Here is a 21,531-nt window from a genome sequence, read left to right as displayed (position 1 = left end):
CCATCAGTCCAGCCAGACATAGCCGGCGAGCCGACCAGTGGTGCGGTCGCGGCGGTACGAGAAGTGGTCGTGCGACTCCAGGGTGCACACCGGCGACTGCTGCCGGTCACGCACCCCGAGCCGCTCCAGCTGGGCATGCACTCCGGCGGTCACATCGACGGCAGGGGTGCCCCAGCTGGTTTCGGCGTACGCCGCGGGTTCCGCGGCGGCCACCTCGGCACGCATCCCGTCCGGGACTTCGTAGCACTTCCCGCAGACGGCAGGGCCGGTGCGGGCCACGATGCGGGCGGGTTCGGCGCCGAGCTCCACCATCGCCTCGACCGCCGCGGGAACGACTCCGGCGACCATGCCGGGGCGTCCGGCGTGGGCGGCGGCGGCGATTCCCGCGACGGGGTCGGCGAGCAGTACCGGGGTGCAGTCCGCGGTGAGCACCGCGAGAGCGAGTCCGCGCCGTGCGGTGACGATCGCGTCGACGGACGGGATGTCGGCCGCCGGACCCCAGGGTCCGTCGACCACCGCGACATCCGGTCCGTGCACCTGGTTCATCCAGACCACGTGCGCCGGGTCGAGGCCGAGCGACTGCGCGGCGCTGCTGCGGTTGGCGTGGACGGCGGCCGGGTCGTCGCCGACCGCGCCGCCGAGGTTGAGCTCCTCGTACGGAGCGGCGCTCACCCCGCCCCACCGGTCGGTGAAGGCGAAGTGGGCGCCGCTCGCGTGGTCGCGCTGTCCTATCACTTCAGGAGTTCACTTCTGCAGGTCACTTGTGCCGGTCACTTCAGGAAGTCCGGCACGTCCAGCTCTTCGGCCTGGCTGTCCTGGTAGGGACGGGCCGGCGGAACCTGCGGCGGGGCGACCGGGGCGGACTGCATCTCGCTCGCAGGGGTGGCCTCGACGGGCTCCGGAACCTTCGGTTCGTCGCGCGGGGTGACGCTGCCGAGGCTGCCGAAGGACGGACGGGCCTCGGTGGCTCGCGGCGCCGGCTCCTCGCGCTTGGCGGACGCGCCGCCGATCACGTTGTCCCGCTTGGACGGCGGCTGTCCGCCGTCGAAGCCGGCCGCGATGACGGTGACCCGCACCTCGTCACCCAGGGCGTCGTCGATGACGGCACCGAAGATGATGTTGGCCTCGGGGTGCGCGGCCTCACTGACCAGCTGCGCCGCCTCGTTGATCTCGAAGAGACCGAGGTCGGAGCCGCCGGAGATGGAGAGCAGCACGCCGCGTGCGCCGTCGATGGAGGCCTCGAGGAGCGGCGAGGAGATCGCCATCTCCGCGGCGGCCACCGCGCGGTCGTCGCCGCGGGCGGAGCCGATGCCCATGAGCGCCGAACCGGCCTCGGACATGACCGACTTGACGTCGGCGAAGTCGAGGTTGATCAGGCCGGGCGTGGTGATCAGGTCGGTGATGCCCTGGACACCGGACAGGAGGACCTGGTCGGCCGACTTGAAGGCGTCGAGGACGGAGACCTGCCGGTCCGAGATGGACAGGAGACGGTCGTTGGGGATGACGATGAGGGTGTCGACCTCTTCGCGGAGCTCGGCGATGCCGTCCTCCGCCTGGTTCGCGCGGCGCCGGCCCTCGAAGGTGAACGGCCGGGTGACCACACCGATCGTCAGGGCGCCCAGCGAGCGTGCGATGTTGGCGACGACAGGTGCGCCGCCGGTGCCGGTGCCACCGCCTTCGCCGGCGGTGACGAAGACCATGTCGGCCCCCTTGAGGACCTCCTCGATCTCCTCGCGGTGATCCTCGGCCGCCTTGCGTCCGACGGCCGGATTGGCTCCGGCGCCGAGTCCGCGGGTGAGTTCACGGCCGACGTCGAGCTTGACGTCCGCGTCGCTCATCAACAGGGCTTGCGCGTCGGTGTTGATGGCGATGAACTCGACGCCCTTGAGACCGACCTCGATCATCCGGTTGATGGCATTGACACCACCGCCGCCGACACCGATGACTTTGATGACTGCGAGGTAGTTCTGCGGTGCTGCCACGTCGAAGGCCTCTCGCCTCGAGTTACGTGTCGCCGCCTCGCATTGGTACGTTGCGACGACTGATGCCGAATTGGGGCGGCCCGGACTACTTGTCTGCCGACCCGAACCCTAACGCTGAAGTTTAGGGTTACCAGTGTGTCTGTTCCCTGGACTCTTCCGAACAGGACACTAAGTCGACAAGTGGCGCACGTTCAACGAACACGCCGAACCTCCCGTTTTTCTTTTCACCCTATGTGATCAGCCGTAGCAGTGCCCAACCAGGGTGCTGGCCTGCACTGATGTGCGTCAACTCCCCGATGAAGCAGGGGCGGTGGGGACACTTACGTCGAAGTGCCGCGCCTCCGGGGCGGCTTTCATGAGGGCGGTGAGGGTGGTCGCCTTGGTGTCGCCCTTCTCACCACTTCCCCATGCGACGGTGCGGCCACCGCTCAGCTCCAGGGACACGTCGTCGTACGAACGGACCCTGACCGCGCGGGTGTCACGGGCCACGGCCGGGGGCAGATCGCCCGCGACGCGGACCGCCTCGCGCACCAGACGGTCGGGGCCGAAGCGCCGAAGGCTTGCCGCGGCGCCCGACTGATTCGGCGTCAATTCCAGTCGGGGAACGCCGCGAGGGGCCTTCTGTACGGTCGCGAAACGGACACCCTTGGCGTCAATTTCGACGAACTTGCCCGCATTGGAACCACCTTCGCGGTTTTCGCCGTTTTTACCGTTTGCGCCGTTTTCGACAATCAGGACCGGCTTGCGTTCGGTCACTTTCAATCCGATTCCGTGCGGCCAGGAACGCACGACCTCGACCGAGTCGATCCGGGGCAATTTCCGGCGAAGACGGTCCTCAATGTCGCCCGTGTCGACGGAAATCAGCGGGGCACCGACCGGAACGGCGGCGGCCGCGCGCACTTGAGCGGGCGTCAGGACCCCGGTCCCCGAGGTCGTGACGCGCTCCACCCTCAGCCACTGAGAGCCGTACAGGAGCCAGATGGTGGCGGCGCCGAGCAGGAGCGCGACCCCGGCCACGATCAGGACGGGCGGGCGCGGCAGGCGCAGGCGGCGGCCACGAGGGGGCCGGGGCGGGCCGGACTTCGGCTTGTGCCGCTCACCGCGGTCTGCGGTCGTCGGTCCGGCCACGCGCACTCCCTGTCCTGGCTCGGTTCACCTCCGGGGCGCCTCGGCCGGTGTCGGGGGCCCGAGCGTGCTCAGCCCTTCGGACCTCCGCACGCTCGACCTCTCGACACCGGCGCGCCCCTTCGCCTCACTCGCCGGTGTGTTATTAGCGGTGGCGTGAGGCGATCGCCTCGCGCACCATGCCGACGAGCAGCTCGTCGGCGTCCCGGCGGCCGAACTCGGAGGCGGCGCGGGACATCTCGTACAGCCGGTGCGGGTCGCCGAGCACGGGCAGGACATTGCCCATGATCCACTCGGGCGTCAGCTCCGCGTCGTCGACCAGCAGTCCGCCGCCGGCCTTGACCACCGGCTGGGCGTTGAGCCGCTGTTCGCCGTTGCCGATGGGCAGCGGGACGTAGGCGGCGGGGAGCCCGACGGCGGAGAGTTCGGCGACGGTCATCGCGCCCGCGCGGCAGAGCATCATGTCGGCCGCGGCGTACGCGAGGTCCATCCGGTCCACGTACGGTACCGGGATGTACGGGGGCATCCCCGGCATCTGCTGGACGTGCGGCAGTTCGTTCTTGGGGCCGACGACGTGCAGGATCTGGATGCCGGACTGCTGGAGCAGCGGAGCGACCCGCTGGACGACCTCGTTGAGGCGGCGCGCGCCCTGGGAACCGCCGGACACGAGCAGCGTCGGAAGGTTCGGGTCGAGGCCGAAGGCGGCGCGCGCCTCGGGCCGTACGCGCGCCCGGTCGAGCGTGGCGATGGTGCGGCGCAGCGGGATGCCGATGTAACGGGCGCCGCGCAGCTTGCTGTCGGGCGTGGAGACCGCGACGCCCGCGGCGTAGCGCGAACCGATCTTGTTGGCGAGTCCGGGGCGGGCGTTGGCCTCGTGGACGACGATCGGCACACCGAGGCGCTTGGCCGCGAGGTAACCGGGCAGGGCGACATAGCCGCCGAAGCCGACGACGCAGTCCGCCTTGGTGCGCTCCAGGATCTGCTCGGCCGCCTTGATGGTGCCGCGCAGCCGGCCCGGGACGGTGATCAGTTCAGGGGTTGGCTTGCGCGGCAGCGGTACGGCGGGGATCAGCGCGAGTTCGTATCCGCGCTCGGGTACGAGCCGCGTCTCGAGCCCCTTCTCCGTACCGAGGGCCGTGATGCCCACGGTCGGGTCCTGCCTGCGCAGGGCGTCCGCGAGGGCGAGCGCGGGCTCGATGTGGCCGGCGGTCCCCCCGCCGGCGAGTACGACATGCACCGAAATTCACCGCTCTCCGGACGTACGCGCCGTGGCGCGCCGTCGCATCGTGTTCCATCTCATCCGAGGCTGCCGCATGGCCAGGGCCGCCCGCGCCGCGGGTTCCTGCCGCGCGAACGCGATCAGCAGCCCTACGGCGAACATGGTCGGCAGCAACGCTGACCCCCCGTACGAGAACAGCGGGAGCGGGACACCGGCGATCGGCAGGAGACCGAGCACCGCACCGAGGTTGACCACGGCCTGGGCCGTGATCCAGGTGGTCACGCCACCCGCGGCGTACCTCACGAAGGGGTCCTCCGTGCGTCCGGCCACGCGGATACCCGCATAGCCTAGAGCCGCGTACAGGGCGAGCACCGACAGCGTCCCCGCAAGGCCCAGTTCCTCACCGGTGATGGCGAAGATGAAGTCGGTGTGCGCTTCGGGGAGTTGGCCCCATTTTTCCACACTCGCCCCGAGTCCGGATCCGAAGAATCCGCCCGAGGCGAGGGCGTAGATGCCGTGCAGTCCCTGCCAGCAGATGTCGTCGGGGCCCGCGTCGGTGGAGCCGAGGCAGGACAGGCGTGCCATGCGGTTGGGGCTGGTCTTGATGAGGAAGACGCCGATGGCGGTCGCGACGGAGAGCACGCCGACGAACAGGCGGGTGGGCGCCCCGGCCAGCCAGAGCAGTCCGAAGAGGATTGCGGTGAGCAGGATCGCGGTGCCCATGTCGCCGCCGAGCATGATCAGTCCGAGCAGCAGGAAGGCCACCGGGACGAGCGGCACCAGCATGTGTTTCCACTGGGTCAGCAGCCGCTTGTCGTGCTTGCGTGCCATGAGGTCGGCGCCCCACAGGACGAGGGCCAGCTTCCCGAACTCGCTGGGCTGGAGCATGAAGGGGCCGCCCAGCGAGATCCAGTTCTGGTTGCCCCCGATGGAGACTCCTATCCCCGGCACCTGCACGAGGACCATCAGGAAGACGCTGCCGGCGAGCAGCGGGTAGGCCAGCGCGCGGTGCAGCTTCACCGGCATCCGCATGGCCGCGAACAGGAGGGCCCCGCCGATCACCGCCGCGAGGAACTGCTTGCGGAAGTAGTACGAGCTGGGCAGCCCGTTCTGCAGCGCCGTGATCATCGAGGCCGAGTAGACCATCACCAGGCCGAGCACGGTGATCAGGAGGCTGGAGCCGAGGATGAGGTAGTACGCGGTGAGAGGGCGGTCCCAGGCGCGGCGAGCCTGGGTGTAGAGGCGTCGTACGGGGCTGACGCGGGCCGGCCTGGCCGGTTTCTTCGGGGGACGCGCCGCCGGGGGCCGCCGGGCCGCCCGCGCGCTGCTGCCGGGCATCAGCGCACCCCACCGCTGTACGACGATGACGCTGCCACGATCCCCTCCCGAGGGTGCCCGGCGTCACCGGGCACCCGAAGGCCCCCGTCAGACGCTCGTGGAGCCGAGCTCGCGGACCGCTTCCGCGAACGCGTCGCCACGCTTGTTGTAGTTGGTGAACATGTCCATCGACGCACAGGCCGGGGCCATCAGCACGGTGTCCCCCGGCCGGGCGAGCCGCGCGGCCTCCTGGACCGCCTGCGACATCGCCCCAGTGTCGGTCCGGTCGAGGTCGACCACCGGGACTTCAGGGGCGTGTCGCGCGAGGGCTTCCCGGATCAGCGCGCGGTCCTGGCCGAACAGGACGACCCCGCGAAGTCGCTTCGCCGACTTGGTGACGAGCTCGTCGAAGGCCGCGCCCTTGGCGAGCCCGCCGGCGATCCACACGATCGACTCGTAGGCGGCCAAGGAGGCTTCCGCAGCATGGGTGTTGGTCGCCTTGGAGTCGTCGACGTACGCGACTTCGTCGACGTCGGCGACATGCGCGATGCGGTGCGCGTCGGGTGTGAAGGCGCGCAGTCCGTCGCGTACAGCGGCGGGCTCGACGCCGAAGGCGCGCGCGAGGGCGGCGGCCGCGAGGGCGTTGGCGATGTTGTGCGGGGCAGGCGGGTTGACGTCCGCGACCTCGGCGAGCTCCTGGGCGTTCTTGTGCCGGTTGTCGACGAAGGCCCGGTCGACCAGGATGCCGTCCACGACGCCCAGTTGGGAGGGGCCCGGCGCGGCGAGGGTGAAGCCGATCGCGCGGCAGCCCTCCTCGACGTCGGCCTCGCGGACCAGGTCCTCGGTCGACGGCTTGTCGGTGGCATCGACGTTGTAGACGCAGGCGACCTGATTGCCCTCGTAGATACGGCCCTTGTCGGCGGCGTACGCCTCCATGGAGCCGTGCCAGTCGAGGTGGTCGGGCGCGAGGTTGAGGACCGCCGCGGAGTGGGCGCGCAGCGAGGGCGCCCAGTGGAGCTGGTACGAGGAGAGCTCGACGGCGAACACGTCGTACGCGTCGTCGCCTTCGAGTACGACGTCGATGATCGGCGTACCGATGTTGCCGACGGCCGCCGTGCGCAGGCCCGCCGCCTCCAGGATCGACGCGAGCATCTGTGTGGTGGTGGTCTTGCCGTTGGTGCCCGTGATGGCGAGCCAGGGGGCGGCGCCGGGGCCGCGCAGGCGCCAGGCGATCTCCACGTCCCCGACGACGTCCACGCCCGCCTTGGCCGCCGCCGCGAAGAGCGGGGACGAGGGCTTCCAGCCCGGTGACGTGACGACGAGTTCGGTGCCTTCGGGGAGCGTCTCGGCGTCCCCGAGGCGGGCCGCGACGCCGAGCTGCGCGAGCTCGGCCGCCCTGGCGCGGTGCGTCTCGCTGTCGCCGCCGTCCACGACCGTGACCGACGCGCCGAGGCCGGCCAGGGCGCGGGCGGCGCTGATGCCGCTCACGCCGAGACCGGCGACGGTGACCCGCTTGTTCTGCCAGTCGGACGCAGTGGTCACTTGTCGGCTGCCCATCCCGCGTAGAAGAGGCCGAGTCCGACGATCACGCACATGCCCTGGATGATCCAGAAGCGGACCACCACAAGGACTTCGGACCAGCCCTTGAGTTCGAAGTGGTGTTGCAGTGGCGCCATGCGGAAGACGCGCTTCCCGGTGAGCCGGAAGGAGCCGACCTGGATGACCACGGACATGGTGATCAGGACGAACAGGCCGCCGAGCAGGGCGAGCAGGAACTCCGTGCGGGAGCAGATGGCCAGACCCGCGAGGGCGCCGCCGAGCGCGAGGGAGCCGGTGTCACCCATGAAGATCTTCGCGGGCGAGGTGTTCCACCACAGGAAGCCGAAGCAGGCGCCCATCAGGGCCGATGCGACGACCGCCAGGTCAAGTGGGTCTCTGACCTCGAAACAGGCGGCGGGGTTGGTGAGGGTCTGTGCGTTGGCGCAGGACTCCTGGAACTGCCAGACACCGATGAAGGTGTACGCGCCGAAGACCATCACGGAGGCGCCGGTGGCGAGGCCGTCGAGGCCGTCCGTGAGGTTCACGCCGTTCGACATCGCGAGGATCATGAACAGCGCCCAGACCACGAACAGGACCGGGCCGATCGTCCAGCCGAAGTCCTGCACGAAGGAGAGCTTCGTGGAGGCCGGGGTGTTGCCGCGGTTGTCGGCGAACTGGAGCGAGAGCACCGCGAAGGCGATGCCGACGGTCAGCTGTCCCGCCATCTTCGCCTTGGCCCGCAGGCCGAGCGAGCGGCGCTTGACGATCTTGATGTAGTCGTCGAGGAAGCCGACCAGGCCCATGCCGCCCATCAGGCCGAGCACCAGCAGGCCCGACAGGGTCGGCGCGGCGCCGGTGATGATCTTGCTCATGAAGTACGCGATGAACGTCGCCAGGATGAAGGCGATACCACCCATCGTCGGCGTACCGCGCTTGGCGTGGTGCTCGCGCGGGCCGTCGTCACGGATGTACTGGCCATAGCCCTTGCGCGCAAGGAGCTTGATCAGCAGGGGTGTCCCGATCAGGGTCAGGAAGAGCCCGATCACACCCGCGAAGAGGATCTGCTTCATCATCGGGCAGCAACCTCGCCCACGTTGTCGCCGTCGACGGCGAGCAGCGCCTGCGCGACGCTCTCCAGGCCCACCGACCTGGAGGCCTTCACGAGCACGACGTCACCCGGGCGCAGCTCGCTGCGCAACAGGTCGACAGCCGCCTGTGCGTCGGACACGTGCACCGACTCCTCACCCCACGAACCCTCGTTATAGGCGCCCAGTTGCAGCCAGGACGCTTCCCTGCCCCCGACTGCCACGAGCTTGCTGACGTTGAGCCGGACGGCAAGCCGTCCGACCGCGTCGTGCTCGGCCAGCGCCTCGTCCCCGAGCTCGGCCATATGACCGAGCACCGCCCATGTACGGCGCCCTCTGCCCATCGCTGCGAGCGCTCGCAGAGCGGCTCGCATGGACTCGGGGTTCGCGTTGTAGGCGTCGTTGACGACTGTCACGCCGTCCGGGCGCTCGGTGACCTCCATACGCCAGCGGGACAGAGTGCCCGCCTCGGAGAGCGCGAGGGCGATCTCCTCCACGGACATGCCAAGGTCATGGGCGACGGCGGCCGCGGCGAGCGCGTTCGACACGTGGTGCTCACCGTACAGGCGCAAGGTCACGTCGCTGCACCCGGAGGGTGTGCGAAGGCTGAAGGAAGGCTGTCCGTTCTCCGTGAGACGGACATTCTCGGCGCGCACGTCGGCGTCGGCGGCCTCTCCGAAGAGCAGCACCCTCGCCTTCGTGCGGGAGGCCATCGCGCGGACCAGGGGGTCGTCGGCGTTGAGGATCGCGGTGCCGTCGGCCGGCAGGCTCTCGACCAGCTCGCCCTTGGCCTCGGCGATCTGCTCGCGGCCGCCGAACTCGCCGATGTGCGCGGTGCCGACGTTGAGGACGACGCCGATCCTCGGCGGGGTCAGGCCGGTGAGGTACCGGATGTGGCCCTTGCCGCGCGCGCCCATCTCCAGGACGAGGTAGCGGGTGTCGTCGGTGGCGCTCAGCGCGGTCAGCGGCAGGCCGATCTCGTTGTTGAACGAGCCCGGCGTGAAGACCGTGGGCGCCTTGCGGCGCAGGACCTGGGCGATCAGGTCCTTGGTGCTGGTCTTGCCGGCGGAGCCGGTGAGCGCGACGAGGGTGGCGCCGAGCCGTTCGACGACGGTGCGCGCCAGCGCGCCGAGGGCGGCCTGCACGTCGTCGACCACGATGGCGGGCACCCCTACCGGGCGCGAGGCGAGTACGACGGCGGCTCCGGCGTCCACCACGGCGGCCGCGTAGTCGTGGCCGTCGACGCGCTCGCCGACGAAGGCGGCGAACAGGCTGCCGTCCGTGACCTTCCGGGAGTCGATGACGACCGGTCCGGTCACCTGGACGGACGGATCCGGTATGTCGTACGTCTGCCCGCCGACGGCTGTGGCGATCTCGGCGAGGGAGAGGGCGATCACAACTTCATCCCTGGGTTTGCTGGATAGCTTCGCGAAGCACCAGGCGGTCGTCGAAGGGACGCACCACCCCGGCGATGTCCTGGCCCTGCTCGTGGCCCTTGCCCGCGACGAGGACGGTGTCTCCCGGCTGCGCGCGGGCGACCACGGCGGCGATGGCCGCCGCCCTGTCCTCGAAGACCTGGACCTCGGCGCGCTCGTGGGCCGGCACCTCGGCGGCGCCCGCGAGCATCGTGGCGAGGATCGCGAGGGGGTCCTCGGAGCGGGGGTTGTCCGATGTCAGTACGGCGATGTCGGCGAGCCGGGCGGCGGCGGCGCCCATCGGCATCCGCTTGGTGGTGTCACGGTCGCCGCCGCAGCCGAGCACGATGTGCAGCTTTTTCTCGGTGACCTTGCGCAGCGCGCGCAGCACGGACTCGACGGCGTCGGTCTTGTGCGCGTAGTCGACGACGGCGAGGTAGGGCTGGCCTGCGTCGACGCGCTCCAGGCGGCCGGGGACACCCGGCACGGCGGCGACACCGTCCGCGGCCTGCTGCGGGTCGATGCCCGCGACGGCGAGCGCGACGATCGCGGCGAGCGCGTTGGCCACGTTGAACGGCCCGGCCAGCGGGGACTGGGCGGTGATCCGCTCGCCCTTGGGGCCGACGGCCACGAAGGTGGAGTCGAACGGGCCGACCTCGACGTCCTCGGCGCGCCAGTCGGCGTCCGGGTGGCCCTCGGCGGAGAAGGTCACGACGGGCACTTCGGACTCGTCGATGAGCCGGCGGCCGTACTCGTCGTCGTAGTTCACGACACCCTGTTTGCTGCGTGCGCGCGTGAACAGCTGCGCCTTGGCCCGGAAGTAGTCCTCCATGTCGGAGTGGAACTCCATGTGTTCCGGGCTGAGGTTGTTGAAGACCGCCACGTCGAAGACGCAGCCGTCGACCCGGCCGAGCACGAGGGCGTGGCTGGAGACCTCCATCGCGACCGCGTCCACACCGCGCTCGCGCATCACCGCGAACAGCGCCTGGAGGTCGGTGGCTTCGGGGGTGGTGCGCTCCGACTTGATCCGCTCGTCGCCGATGCGCATCTCGACGGTGCCGATGAGTCCGGTGCTGTGCATCGTGCGCAGCCCGCCCTCGATGAGGTAGGCCGTCGTGGTCTTGCCGGAGGTGCCCGTGATGCCGATCTGGAGCAGATCGCGGCCGGGGTGGCCGTAGATCGTGGCCGCCAGCTCTCCCATCCGGCCGCGCGGGTTCTCCACGACGAGGGCCGGCAGACCGGCCGCCGCGACGCGTTCGGCGCCCGACGGGTCGGTGAGGGCGGCGACGGCGCCGAGGCTCGCGGCCTGGGCGGCGAAGTCGGCGCCGTGGAAGCGGGCGCCGGGCAGGGCCGCGTAGATGTCGCCGGGGCGCACGGCGCGCGAGTCGTGCGTGATGCCGGTGCTCCCCGTCGACGCCGCAGGCTCTTCGGGCGCGGGGACACCCAGCTGATCTGCGAGATCGGCAAGTCGTGTCGCGGTGACCTGCACCGGTCGCGGCGGTCCCGGATATGTCACGGGGACGCCCTTCTGGGTGGTTTGGGACTGATCAGCGTGTGGCACGGCGGTGAGCGTACCGGGCTCACCCCCCATGGAGCGAAGCGAGGGGCGTGGCGCGGGCTGGTTCCCGGGGTCCGGGGTGATCGTTGTCACGGGCTGTACCTGGTCACTCTCGGGGCTCGGATCAGGGCTGGTAGCTGACGGGCAGCCGGGCGGGCTCGGCGCCGGTGGGCGGCACCTGGAGCGTCTTGAGGGCGAACTCCATGACCTGCTTGTAGATGGGGCCACAGATCTGGCCGCCGAAGTAGCTGCCCTTGGTGGCGTTCTGGATCGCGCAGTAGACGGTGACGCGGGGCTTGTCGGCGGGGGCGAAACCGGCGAACGACGACGTGTACCCCTTATACCTGCCGGTGGCCGGATCGACTCGGTTGGCGGTGCCGGTCTTGCCTGCGACGCGGTAGCCGGGGATGCGCGCCTTGGCGCCGGTGCCCTCCTCGTCGTCCACGACGGACTCGAGCATCTGCGCGACCTTCTTGGCCGTCTTCGCGCTGACGACCCGGTCCTCCTTGGGCTTCGGGGCCGGGGTGAACCTGCCGTCGGGTCCCTTGGTGCCGCGTACGAGGGTGGGCTCCACGCGTACGCCGCCGTTGGCGATGGTCGAGTAGACGGAGGCCGCCTGCATCGCGTTGATGGAGAAACCCTGGCCGAAAGGGATCGTGTACTGCTGCGAGGTCGACCACTTGTCGGCGGGAGCCAGGATGCCCGGGGTCTCGCCCGGGAAGCCGAGCCCGGTGGGGCGGCCGATGCCGAACTTGCGCAGGTACGACGAGAGCACCTGGTTGGCCTGGGGCTGGGTCTTGCCGAGCTGGCCCGCCGCCAGGATGGTGCCGATGTTGCTGGACTTGGCGAGCACACCGTTCAGCGTGAGATGCCAGGTGGGGTGGTCGATGTCGTCCTGGAAGAGCCGGTCGCCGCGGTGCAGCCGGTTGGGCACCGTGACATGCGTGTCGGGGGTGGCCGCGTTCTCCTCGAGGACGGCGGCCATCGACATGACCTTCGCGGTGGAGCCGGGCTCGTACGCGTCCTGGAGCGCGGCGTTGCCCATGGCGGTGGAGTTGGCCTGCGAGAGGTCGTTGGGGTCGAAGCCGGGCGCGTTGGCCATCGCCAGGACCTCGCCGGTCCTGGTGTCCTGCACCATCACGTAGCCGCGGTCCGCCCCGGACTTCTTCACCTGGTCGGTGATGGCCTTCTGGGCGGCCCACTGGATGTCGCGGTCGATGGTGAGCTCGATCTCCGAACCGGGCACTGCGGGCTGCTCGTTGCTGCCGGCCGTGGGTACCTGTCGGCCGCCTGACTGGGCGTACTTGATCTTGCCGGGCTTCCCCGTCAGATCCTTGTTCAGCTGCTGCTCGATACCGCCGCCGCCCTTGCCGTCGGCGTTGACCCAGCCCAGTATCCCGGCGGCCAGATCGCCGTTCGGGTACACGCGCTTACTGCTGGGGTCGGCGAAGACTCCGGCGATGACGCTCGCCGACTTCTCCCGGTCCGCCTTCTCGGAGAGCGTGCTCCTGAGGTCCTTGATCTGCTTCCAGACCTGGGGGGTCTGGCGGCGGGCCAGCAGGACGTAGCGCGTTCTGGGGGTCCGCAGCTTCTTCGCGACCACGTCGGCGTCCATGCCGAGGATCGGGGCGAGGAGCGCCGCGGCCTGCTCGGGCGCGTCCCGCGGCACCTCCGGGGCCGTGGAGTTCTTGGCGGCCGCGGTGTCCGCCGGCCGGAACATCGTGGGGTCGGCCGTGATGTCGTACGCGTCCACGCTGGTGGCGAGCGCGACCCCGCTGCGGTCCGTGATCCCGCCGCGCTCGGCCGCGAGGACGTGCTCGACGTACCGGTGCTGTTCGGCCTTGGCCGCGTACGCGCTGGCGTCGACGGCCTGCACCTGGAGCAGGCGTACGACGAAGGCGATGAGGACGAGGGTGAGGCCCAGGCTGACCATGCGCAGCCGGGGGCGCGGGCTGCCGAGGCGCAGGGCGGCGGGCGCCTTGACGGGGGCGGGACGCGGGCGCCCGGCGCCGGGGTTCGGGCGCCGGGAGGGGGCGGGGCGGCCGTTCCTCGCGGGCCTCGCGGGGGCTGGGACCCGGCGTCGCGGGGGCTCCCTGTCGGTCATTCCGTCACCTGCCGGAGGTCGAGGGCGCGGGTTTCACCTGCGAGGACGTGGGATTCGGCGTGGCCTTGGGGGTCGCGGACGGGGTCGGCGAGGGGCTCGGAGTCGTGCCCGCGACCGCGGGCGGGGGCGGCGCGGGCCGCCACAGCGTGGAGGGGGCGGCCGCCGCGCCGGGGACGCCGCGCACGGTGCCGTCGGGGTTGAGGAAGGCCGGGTCGCCGCCGGGGACCATGCCGAGCTCACGGGCGCGGCGCTGCAGGGCGTCGGGGGCCGCGTAGGCGTCGACGTCGCGCTGGAGCGCCTGCTCGTCCTCGGTGAGGTCGGTCGTCTGCTTCTTGAGGTCGTTCAGCCTGAACGACCCTTCGTTGAGCGCCGAGTTCAGCATCAGGAGCGTGATCAGCCCGCCGCCGAGCAGGAGCACGACGAGGAGCACGAACGGTGTGCGGGCGGCCTGGCCGGCGCCCGCGGATCCCGAGGGCAGCAGCCGCGCGAGTCGCGCGGCCCTCCCCCGCAGTTCGCCCCTGGGACTCATCGACCCCTCCTCGCGCTCCCGGAACTCACCCGGCGACCTCCTCGCGGATGCGCTGCGCACCCCGCAGCCGCGCCGGGGCCGCCCGGCGGTTCTCGGCGACCTCTTCCTCCGTGGGGAGTTCGGCGCCGCGCGTGAGCAGCTTGAGCCGTGGCTGGTAGCGCTCGGGGACGACCGGGAGTCCGGGCGGCGCGGTCGTCGCGGCGCCGGCCGCGAACACCTGCTTCACGAGCCGGTCCTCGAGCGAGTGGTACGACAGGACGGCGATACGTCCCCCGACGGCGAGCGTCTTCACGGCGGCCGGAATGGCCCGCTCCAGGACGCTGAGCTCGCCGTTCACCTCGATGCGCAGGGCCTGGAAGGTGCGCTTGGCGGGGTTGCCGCCGGTGCGCTTGGCGGCCTGCGGCAGCGCGTCGCGGATCAGCTCCACGAGCCGGGCGCTGTTGCTGAACGGCTCCTTCTCGCGCTCGCGCACGACCGCCGAGACGATCCGCTTGGCCTGCTTCTCCTCGCCGTACGCGCGCAGGATCCGCACCAGTTCGCCCGGGGGGTACGTGTTGAGGACCTCGGCGGCGCTCATTCCGGTCGTCTGGTCCATGCGCATGTCGAGCGGCGCGTCCTGCGCGTAGGCGAAGCCGCGGTCGGCCTCGTCGAGCTGCATGGAGGAGACGCCCAGGTCGAAGAGGACGCCCTGCACGCGCGGGATACCGAGCCGGTCGAGGACCTCGGGAAGCTCGTCGTAGACGGCGTGCACCAGGGTGGCGCGGTCGCCGAACGGGGCGAGGCGCTCACCGGAGAGGCGCAGGGCCTCCTTGTCGCGGTCGAGACCGACGAGGCGGCAGGAGGGGAACGTGGAGAGGATGGCCTCGCTGTGTCCGCCGAGGCCGAGCGTGCAGTCGACGACGACCGCGCCCGGCTCGGCGAGGGCCGGGGCCAACAGGTCCAGGCAGCGCTGGAGCATCACCGGGACATGTCGGGTCTGGCTCAAGGGGCCCTCTCAGTTCCGGCGCGGCGCCCACGCACCGCCGGGGTGCCCGTCGCGCACGTGGTGAAGAGTCCGGTGAAGTGCCGGGATCTTCGGTGTTTCCTGGGGTTTCCGCGTCACTTTAGTCCACGGTGTCGCCCGGTCAATCAACCGGCCTGCGCGTCGCGCGCCGCCTCTTCGCGATGCCTCGGACCAGGAGAAATCACCCGTACGGGCGAGCCGACGCCGCCCCTGTGGGTTACCTCACAACAAGCCGCGATGGCGTTCTTTGTCCGCTCTCACAGCGGGCTTGTCGCAGGAGTGACCATTACCGTCATAGCTATGACGACTTCCGCATCCCTCCCTGCAGAGTCCGAAGGCGCCATACCCGTCGACGGCACCGTGACCGACCGCCTCGTCGAGGCGAACAAGCACTACGCCGCGGCGTTCACCGACCCCGGCATGGACGCCCGTCCCGTTCTGCAGGTGGCCGTGGTGGCCTGTATGGACGCGCGGCTCGACCTGCACGCCGCCCTGGGCCTCGAGCTGGGCGACTGCCACACCATCCGCAACGCGGGCGGTGTCGTCACCGACGACGTCATCCGCTCGCTGACCATCAGCCAGCGTGCGCTCGGCACCCGCAGCGTGGTGCTGATCCACCACTCGGGCTGCGGCCTGGAAGGCCTCTCCGAGGACTTCCGGCACGACCTGGAGATGGAGGTCGGCCAGCGCCCGACCTGGGCCGTCGAGGGGTTCCGCGATGTCGACCAGGACGTGCGCCAGTCCATCCAGAAGGTGCGCACCTCCCCCTTCCTGCTGCACACCGACGACGTACGCGGCTTTGTCTTCGACGTGAAGTCGGGTGGGCTGCGGGAGATCCGGCCCAACTGAGCCACGGACTCGACCATGCTCTCAAAAGGTCGTAAGCCCCGACATATCGCTGCCAGTTATCCACAGTCGAGTGACACGAACCGGTAACGGCAACAAGAATGCGGTGAGGCACCTCGCGCGAGAAGACGGAACTGCTCGCGCGTGGTGTCCGTGTTTCGGGGTGGGCCGGTCCGCAGCCAAGAGCGTCGGCCCGGAAAGTACGGGCCGAGGAGGGCCGGGTGACGACCTATGACGATCGAGCGAGCCTCACTGATCTGACCACCACTGTGGAGCGAGTCCGCAGGTCGGTGGAGGGTGTGATCGAGGGCAAGCCGGAGGTCGTACGGCTTTCGCTGACGGTGCTCCTGGCCGAGGGGCACCTGCTCATCGAGGATGTACCGGGCGTCGGCAAGACCATGCTGGCGAAGGCGCTCGCCAAGTCCATCGACTGCTCGGTGCGTCGTATCCAGTTCACGCCCGACCTGCTGCCGTCGGACATCACCGGTGTCTCCATCTGGGACCAGCAGCGCCGGGACTTCGAGTTCAAGCCCGGCGCGATCTTCGCGCAGATCGTGATCGGCGACGAGATCAACCGCGCGTCCCCCAAGACGCAGTCGGCGCTCCTGGAGTCCATGGAGGAGCGCCAGGTCACCATCGACGGGCAGACGTACGAGCTGCCCAGCCCCTTCATGGTGGTCGCCACGCAGAACCCGGTCGAGATGGAGGGCACGTACCCGCTGCCCGAGGCGCAGCGCGACCGCTTCATGGCCCGGGTGTCGATCGGCTACCCGAGCCCGGAGGCCGAGCTGCAGATGCTCGACATCCACGGCGGGGCCTCCCCGCTGGACGACCTCCAGCCGGTGGCGCACGCGCACGACATCGTGAAGCTCGTCGACGCCGTCCGCTCGGTCCACGTGGCCGACTCGGTGCGGCGGTACGCGGTCGACCTGGTCGCCGCCACGCGCAGCCACCCCGACCTCAGACTCGGTGCCTCGCCGCGCGCCACGCTGCACCTGCTGCGGGCGGCGAAGGCATCCGCGGCGCTGAGCGGGCGTGAGTACGCGCTGCCCGACGACGTGCAGGGGCTCGCCGTGCAGGTCCTCGCGCACCGCCTGCTGCCCACGGCGCAGGCCCAGCTGAACCGGCGCACGTCCGAGCAGGTCGTCCTGGAGATCCTCCAGCACACGTCGGTCCCTGCCGCCTCGGGCCACGGGTCCCCGATGTACGGCCAGCAGCCGCCCGGCGCCCGGAGGCTGTGATGGCCGAGGGGGGAGGCTTCGGGGGTGACGACGACAAGGGCGGCCTTCGGGTCGCGCTCTCGGGGCTGACCACCCGCGGACGTTCGTTCCTGGCCGCCGGGGTGGCGGCGGCGATCTGCGCGTACGTCCTGGGACAGAGCGATCTGCTCCGGGTCGGGCTGCTGCTCGCCGTGCTGCCGCTGGTCTGCGCGTTCGTGCTCTACCGCACGCGCTACCGGGTCGCGGGCAGCCGACGGCTGTCCCCCGCGCGCGTGCCCGCGGGCAGCGAGGCCCGCGTCCATCTCCGCATGGACAACGTCTCGCGGCTGCCCACGGGCCTGCTCATGCTCCAGGACCGGGTGCCGTACGTGCTCGGGCCGCGCCCCCGCTTCGTCCTGGACCGGGTGGAGGCGGGCGGCCGCCGCGAGGTGTCGTACCGCGTGCGCTCGGACCTGCGGGGCCGCTATCCGCTCGGCCCGCTCCAGCTGCGCCTGACGGACCCGTTCGGCCTGTGCGAGCTGTCCCGCTCCTTCGCCACGTACGACACCCTCACCGTCATCCCGCGCGTGGAACCGCTGCCCGCGGTGCGGCTGACCGGCGAGGCCAAGGGATACGGCGACGGGCGGAACCGCTCGCTGGCCCTGGCCGGCGAGGACGACGTGATCCCGCGCGGGTACCGCTACGGGGACGACCTGCGCCGTGTGCACTGGCGCTCGACCGCGCGCTACGGCGAGCTGATGGTGCGCCGCGAGGAGCAGCCGCAGCGGGCCCGCTGCACGGTGCTCCTCGACACCCGGCGCCTCGCCTTCCAGGGCGCGGGCCCCGACTCGGCCTTCGAGTGGGCGGTGTCGGGCACGGCGTCGACGCTGTTCCACATGCTTGAACGGGGCTTCTCCGTACGTCTGTTGACCGATACGGGCAATTCGGTGCCGGGCGAGGGGTCCGACGGGTTCGCGGGCGCCAGCCAGGAGTCGGCGGACGCGGCCGGACTGATGATGGACACGCTCGCCGTCGTCGACCATTCGGACGGCTCGGGGCTCTCGCGCGCGTACGACGTGCTGCGCGGGGGGAACGAGGGGCTGCTGGTGGCCTTCTTCGGCGATCTCGACGAGGAGCAGACCGCGGTCGCCGCCAGGATGCGGCAGCGCAGCGGCGGCGCCGTCGCCTTCGTGCTCGACAGCGAGACCTGGACGCGCGGCGGCCCTTCGGAGCGCTGCGAGGAGCGGCTGCGGATGCTGCGCGAGGCGGGCTGGTCGGCCCTCGCGGTCCCGCCCGGCACCTCCCTGATCGACCTGTGGCGCGACGCCGACCGGCACCGGGCGTCCACCGGCGCGGAGAGCGGACCGGCGGTGACGGGGTGGGGTTCTTGATCATGCGTGATGTCACCGGGGGAGAGGCGCGGTCATGAGTGGAGGCGCTCGGCTGACGCTGTGTGCGACGGCGGCCACGTTCATGGCGGCGTGTGCCCTGCTGCCGCTGGTCGATCTGGCGACCTGGATCTTCCAGGCCGCGTTCCTGCTGGTCGTCCAGGCCGGGGTGGGGGCACTGACCCGGCGCGTGCCTCTCGCGCGGCCGCTCACGGTGGCCGTGCAGGCTCTCGTGACGCTGATGCTGCTCACCCTGCTGTTCGCGAACGCGCAGGCGATCGGCGGGGTGCTGCCGGGCCCGGAGGCGTTCCGCCACTTCGGGGAGCTGCTCCAGGCGGGCGGCGACGACGTGGGTCGGTTCGCGATCCCCGCGCCGCTGTCCGACGGGATCCGGCTGATGCTGGTGGGCGGCGTCCTGGTGATCGGCCTCGCGGTGGACGCGCTCGCGGTGACGTTCCGCAGCGCGGCGCCCGCCGGGCTGCCGCTGCTCGCTCTGTACTCGGTCGCCGCGGGCCTCTCCCACGGCTCCGCCGACTGGCTGTGGTTCCTGCTCGCCGCCGGCGGCTATCTGATGCTGCTCCTCGCCGAGGGCCGGGACCGGCTCTCGCAGTGGGGGCGCGTCTTCGGCGGCACGGCCCGCTCACCGGGCCGCGCGGGCGGCGCGGCCGAGAGCACGGCCGATGCCGTGGCCCCGATCCGCACGGGCCGCCGCATCGGCGCGCTCGCGCTCGGCATCGCCCTGGTGGTGCCGCTCGCCCTGCCCGCGCTGGACGGGGGCCTGCTCGGCACGACGGGTACGGGCGCGGGCGTGGGCTCCGGGGGCGGCGGCACCATCTCCGCCGTGAACCCCCTGGTCTCCCTCCAGAACAGCCTGAACCAGCCCGAGGACCGGGAGGTGATGTCGTACCGCACGAACTCGAAGGACACCCAGGACCTCTATCTGCGGATCGTCTCCCTCGACGAGTTCGACGGGACGACCTGGCGGCCCGCCAAGCGCAGCATCATCGACGTGCCCTCGCCGTTCCCGAGCCCCCGCGGCCTCGGCGCGGACGTCCGCCGGACGGAGATCCGCACGAACATCGCGGCGGCCGGCTGGTACGCCCAGGACTGGCTGCCGCTCCCCTACCCGGCGACGAAGGTCGACATCTCGGGACGCTGGCGGTACGAGCCGGTGGGCCGGACCCTCGTCGGCGACCACAACCAGACCACCCGTGGCAAGAAGTACGGCGTCGAGAGCCTGATCGTGCAGCCGACGGCGGAGCAGCTGGCGAACGCTCCCGCGGCGCCGAACGAGCTGCGGCGGGAGTTCACCAAGGTGCCGTCGTCGCTGCCCGCGATCGTCGAGAAGACGGCGCTGCGCGTCACCGAGGGCGCGGCGAACGACTACCAGCGGGCCGTGAAACTCCAGGACTACTTCGCCGTGAGCGGCGGCTTCACGTACAACACGGAGGTCCAGGCCGGCAGCGGCTCCTCGGCCATCGCCCGTTTCCTGAAGAACAAGGAGGGCTTCTGCGTCCACTTCTCCTTCTCGATGGCAGCGATGGCCAGGACGCTGGGGATCCCGGCGCGGGTGGCGGTGGGCTTCACGCCGGGCTCTCCGCAGGCGGACGGCCGGATGTCGGTCGGCCTGCGGGACGCGCACGCGTGGCCGGAGCTGTACTTCGAGGGCGCGGGCTGGACGCGCTTCGAGCCGACGCCCAACCGCGGCACGGCGCCCGAGTACACCCGTGACGACACCCCGGCGGGCAACCCGAGCAACCCGGCGGCGCCCAGCGAGGCCGCCTCGTCCCAGCCGTCGGCAGGGCAGCCTTCCGCGTCGGACAACTGCCCGGCGGCCGAGCGAAAGCTGGAAGGCTGCTCGAACACGGCGCCCGCGGTGATCGGCGCGTCCGGCGGCGACGGCCCGCCCTTCGGCACGATTGCCCTCGTCGCGCTTGGCGTGCTGTTGGTGGTGCTCGTGCCACTGCTGCCGATGTTGTGGCGGCGGCGGGTACGGGCCGTGCGGCTCGGCTCGTCCGGCCGCACGGACGGGGACGCGGCGGCCCGCACCCTCGCGGCGTGGCTGGAAGTGACCGATACGGCGTGGGACCACGGCATCGCACCGGACGAGTCACAGACGCCACGGAAGGCTGCCGCGCGGATCGTCCGCGTCGGAGAGCTCGATCAGGTGGCCGCGGACTCCGTGCAACGGGTGGCGGCCGCGGTGGAGCAGGTGCTCTACGCGCCGAGGCCGCAGCCGACGGCGGGTCTCGGGGACGATGTGCGCCGCCTTGAGCAGGGCCTGCACGCCAAGGCGAGCCGCTCGGCCCGGCTGCGGGCGACGCTCGCACCGCGCTCGGCCGTTCGAGTGGCGTGGAGCCTTTCGCAGCGCTGGGCGGAGCTCGACTCCCGCTGGACGGCCCGGAAGTCGACGCTTCTGCGGCGGGCGCGGCGGCCTTCCGGCCAGGAGGGCTGACAGGAGGGCTGCGGGGCGGCGCCTCTCGCGCGCAACTGGCCACGCCAGCGCGCGGATAGCCGGCCCGCGCATACGCCGGTCCGCGGATACACCAGCAAGCGGATACGCCTGAGGGGTGACCACTCGTGAGTGGTCACCCCTCAGCTGCATCTGTTCCTGTGAGGACTTCTGATCCCGTGAGGACCTCGTCCGGCGGGGGCTCAGCGGCCGCCCTGGCCGCCCTGTTCGTCTCGGCGCCGCTGCCAGCGCTTCTCGATCCGGTCCATCATCGACCGGTGCTTCTTGCCCTGTCGCCGTGCGGCCGGTGGCGCTCCTGGCGCTGCTCCGGCAGCCGGCTGTTCACCGGGCTTGGGCGCTTTGCGCCATGCGGTCATGGCAAGGACCGCGCAGCCCAGCATGACGAGGAACCCCACCACGCTGATCCAGATCTGCTGTGCGACCATTCCGGCCATGAGGAGCGCGATACCCACCAGGAATCCGGCGACTGCCTGGTAGACCCGACGTCGGGTGTACGTACGCAGCCCGCTTCCCTCAAGCGCTGTCGCGAACTTGGGATCTTCGGCGTACAGCGCTCGCTCCATCTGCTCGAGCATTCGCTGCTCGTGCTCCGAGAGCGGCACGGAGTCCTCCTCATCGTGCAGTCGCCGGGGCGACCGGGGGTCCCCTTCAGGATAGGCAGGGAATCGCCCCCGTGAAACCCGCCCCTCTACGCCAACTTCGCCAACCAGGACCGCCACTCCGCTCCGGCTCGCTGAGGCGTTAATGCC

General features: G+C 71.1%; 17 protein-coding genes. 4 read left to right on the top strand and 13 right to left on the bottom strand.

Translation table 11 applies throughout. The features are described from left to right. Positions 1-3 precede the first annotated feature (3 nt). The 12 genes from pgeF to rsmH all read right to left on the bottom strand — a co-directional run bounded on the left by pgeF (position 4) and on the right by rsmH (position 14,858). Positions 4-735 carry a peptidoglycan editing factor PgeF gene (gene pgeF / locus OHA58_RS26720; protein ID WP_405481886.1) on the bottom strand — a complete coding sequence of 244 codons (732 nt, stop codon included), beginning with the start codon at positions 733-735 and terminating at the stop codon, positions 4-6. Positions 736-770: 35 nt separating this feature from the next. Further along, positions 771-1,982, bottom strand: a complete 1,212-nt coding sequence (gene ftsZ / locus OHA58_RS26715) for a cell division protein FtsZ (RefSeq protein WP_405481884.1) — start codon at positions 1,980-1,982, stop codon at positions 771-773. Positions 1,983-2,267: 285 nt separating this feature from the next. Continuing rightward, on the bottom strand, positions 2,268-3,110 hold the full coding sequence (locus OHA58_RS26710) for a cell division protein FtsQ/DivIB (RefSeq protein WP_405481883.1): 843 nt from the start codon (positions 3,108-3,110) through the stop codon (positions 2,268-2,270). A gap of 142 nt (positions 3,111-3,252) precedes the next feature. After that, positions 3,253-4,344, bottom strand: coding sequence for an undecaprenyldiphospho-muramoylpentapeptide beta-N-acetylglucosaminyltransferase (gene murG, locus OHA58_RS26705; protein ID WP_405481882.1), 1,092 nt, complete (start codon positions 4,342-4,344; stop codon positions 3,253-3,255). 6 nt (positions 4,345-4,350) lie between these two features. Then, positions 4,351-5,664, bottom strand: a complete 1,314-nt coding sequence (gene ftsW / locus OHA58_RS26700; RefSeq protein ID WP_405481880.1) for a putative lipid II flippase FtsW — start codon at positions 5,662-5,664, stop codon at positions 4,351-4,353. A gap of 87 nt (positions 5,665-5,751) precedes the next feature. After that, positions 5,752-7,200, bottom strand: coding sequence for a UDP-N-acetylmuramoyl-L-alanine--D-glutamate ligase (gene murD / locus OHA58_RS26695; RefSeq protein ID WP_405481879.1), 1,449 nt, complete (start codon positions 7,198-7,200; stop codon positions 5,752-5,754). Further along, complete coding sequence (gene mraY, locus OHA58_RS26690) at positions 7,182-8,255, bottom strand: phospho-N-acetylmuramoyl-pentapeptide-transferase (protein ID WP_100592220.1); 1,074 nt, start codon at positions 8,253-8,255, stop codon at positions 7,182-7,184. The genes murD and mraY overlap by 19 nt, the downstream gene beginning before the upstream one ends. Beyond that, the gene (gene murF / locus OHA58_RS26685) at positions 8,252-9,664 is read right to left on the bottom strand and encodes a UDP-N-acetylmuramoyl-tripeptide--D-alanyl-D-alanine ligase (protein WP_405481878.1); all 1,413 of its coding nucleotides are present in this window, start codon (positions 9,662-9,664) and stop codon (positions 8,252-8,254) included. The genes mraY and murF overlap by 4 nt, the downstream gene beginning before the upstream one ends. Positions 9,665-9,668: 4 nt before the next feature. Beyond that, positions 9,669-11,333 carry a UDP-N-acetylmuramoyl-L-alanyl-D-glutamate--2,6-diaminopimelate ligase gene (locus OHA58_RS26680; RefSeq protein ID WP_405481877.1) on the bottom strand — a complete coding sequence of 555 codons (1,665 nt, stop codon included), beginning with the start codon at positions 11,331-11,333 and terminating at the stop codon, positions 9,669-9,671. A 31-nt stretch (positions 11,334-11,364) separates the two neighbouring features. Then, positions 11,365-13,344 (bottom strand): peptidoglycan D,D-transpeptidase FtsI family protein, encoded by a 1,980-nt coding sequence (locus OHA58_RS26675; RefSeq protein ID WP_405481876.1) that lies wholly within the window; start codon positions 13,342-13,344, stop codon positions 11,365-11,367. A gap of 4 nt (positions 13,345-13,348) precedes the next feature. Beyond that, on the bottom strand, positions 13,349-13,873 hold the full coding sequence (locus OHA58_RS26670; protein ID WP_405481875.1) for a hypothetical protein: 525 nt from the start codon (positions 13,871-13,873) through the stop codon (positions 13,349-13,351). Between the two features lie 25 nt (positions 13,874-13,898). Next, the gene (rsmH, locus tag OHA58_RS26665) at positions 13,899-14,858 is read right to left on the bottom strand and encodes a 16S rRNA (cytosine(1402)-N(4))-methyltransferase RsmH (RefSeq protein ID WP_405481874.1); all 960 of its coding nucleotides are present in this window, start codon (positions 14,856-14,858) and stop codon (positions 13,899-13,901) included. A 255-nt stretch (positions 14,859-15,113) separates the two neighbouring features. Here rsmH and OHA58_RS26660 point away from each other — a divergent pair, with 255 nt between their 5' ends. The 4 genes from OHA58_RS26660 to OHA58_RS26645 all read left to right on the top strand — a co-directional run bounded on the left by OHA58_RS26660 (position 15,114) and on the right by OHA58_RS26645 (position 20,764). Next, the gene (locus OHA58_RS26660) at positions 15,114-15,725 is read left to right on the top strand and encodes a beta-class carbonic anhydrase (RefSeq protein ID WP_405481873.1); all 612 of its coding nucleotides are present in this window, start codon (positions 15,114-15,116) and stop codon (positions 15,723-15,725) included. 218 nt (positions 15,726-15,943) lie between these two features. Further along, positions 15,944-16,963 (top strand): AAA family ATPase, encoded by a 1,020-nt coding sequence (locus tag OHA58_RS26655; protein ID WP_405481872.1) that lies wholly within the window; start codon positions 15,944-15,946, stop codon positions 16,961-16,963. After that, positions 16,963-18,312 (top strand): DUF58 domain-containing protein, encoded by a 1,350-nt coding sequence (locus tag OHA58_RS26650; RefSeq protein WP_405481871.1) that lies wholly within the window; start codon positions 16,963-16,965, stop codon positions 18,310-18,312. The genes OHA58_RS26655 and OHA58_RS26650 overlap by 1 nt, the downstream gene beginning before the upstream one ends. A gap of 34 nt (positions 18,313-18,346) precedes the next feature. Then, on the top strand, positions 18,347-20,764 hold the full coding sequence (locus OHA58_RS26645) for a DUF3488 and DUF4129 domain-containing transglutaminase family protein (protein ID WP_405481870.1): 2,418 nt from the start codon (positions 18,347-18,349) through the stop codon (positions 20,762-20,764). Between the two features lie 200 nt (positions 20,765-20,964). Here the strand turns inward: OHA58_RS26645 and OHA58_RS26640 are convergent, their stop codons facing one another. Continuing rightward, positions 20,965-21,384, bottom strand: a complete 420-nt coding sequence (locus tag OHA58_RS26640; RefSeq protein WP_405481869.1) for a DUF3040 domain-containing protein — start codon at positions 21,382-21,384, stop codon at positions 20,965-20,967. Between the last annotated feature and the right edge of the window lie 147 nt (positions 21,385-21,531).

The sequence above is a fragment of the Streptomyces sp. NBC_00009 genome (genome assembly GCF_045040855.1).
Lineage (GTDB): Bacteria > Actinomycetota > Actinomycetes > Streptomycetales > Streptomycetaceae > Streptomyces > Streptomyces aureus.
This window is presented reverse-complemented; position numbering and strand designations above follow the sequence as displayed.

Bases quoted from the DNA above. Each gene is read 5' to 3' on its own strand.
- ftsW (WP_405481880.1), bottom strand. From the start codon at position 5,664: ATGCCCGGCAGCAGCGCGCGGGCGGCCCGGCGGCCCCCGGCGGCGCGT.
- murD (WP_405481879.1), bottom strand. From the start codon at position 7,200: ATGGGCAGCCGACAAGTGACCACTGCGTCCGACTGGCAGAACAAGCGG.
- mraY (WP_100592220.1), bottom strand. From the start codon at position 8,255: ATGATGAAGCAGATCCTCTTCGCGGGTGTGATCGGGCTCTTCCTGACC.
- OHA58_RS26675 (WP_405481876.1), bottom strand. From the start codon at position 13,344: ATGACCGACAGGGAGCCCCCGCGACGCCGGGTCCCAGCCCCCGCGAGG.
- OHA58_RS26670 (WP_405481875.1), bottom strand. From the start codon at position 13,873: ATGAGTCCCAGGGGCGAACTGCGGGGGAGGGCCGCGCGACTCGCGCGG.
- OHA58_RS26660 (WP_405481873.1), top strand. From the start codon at position 15,114: ATGGCGTTCTTTGTCCGCTCTCACAGCGGGCTTGTCGCAGGAGTGACC.
- OHA58_RS26650 (WP_405481871.1), top strand. From the start codon at position 16,963: ATGGCCGAGGGGGGAGGCTTCGGGGGTGACGACGACAAGGGCGGCCTT.
- OHA58_RS26645 (WP_405481870.1), top strand. From the start codon at position 18,347: ATGAGTGGAGGCGCTCGGCTGACGCTGTGTGCGACGGCGGCCACGTTC.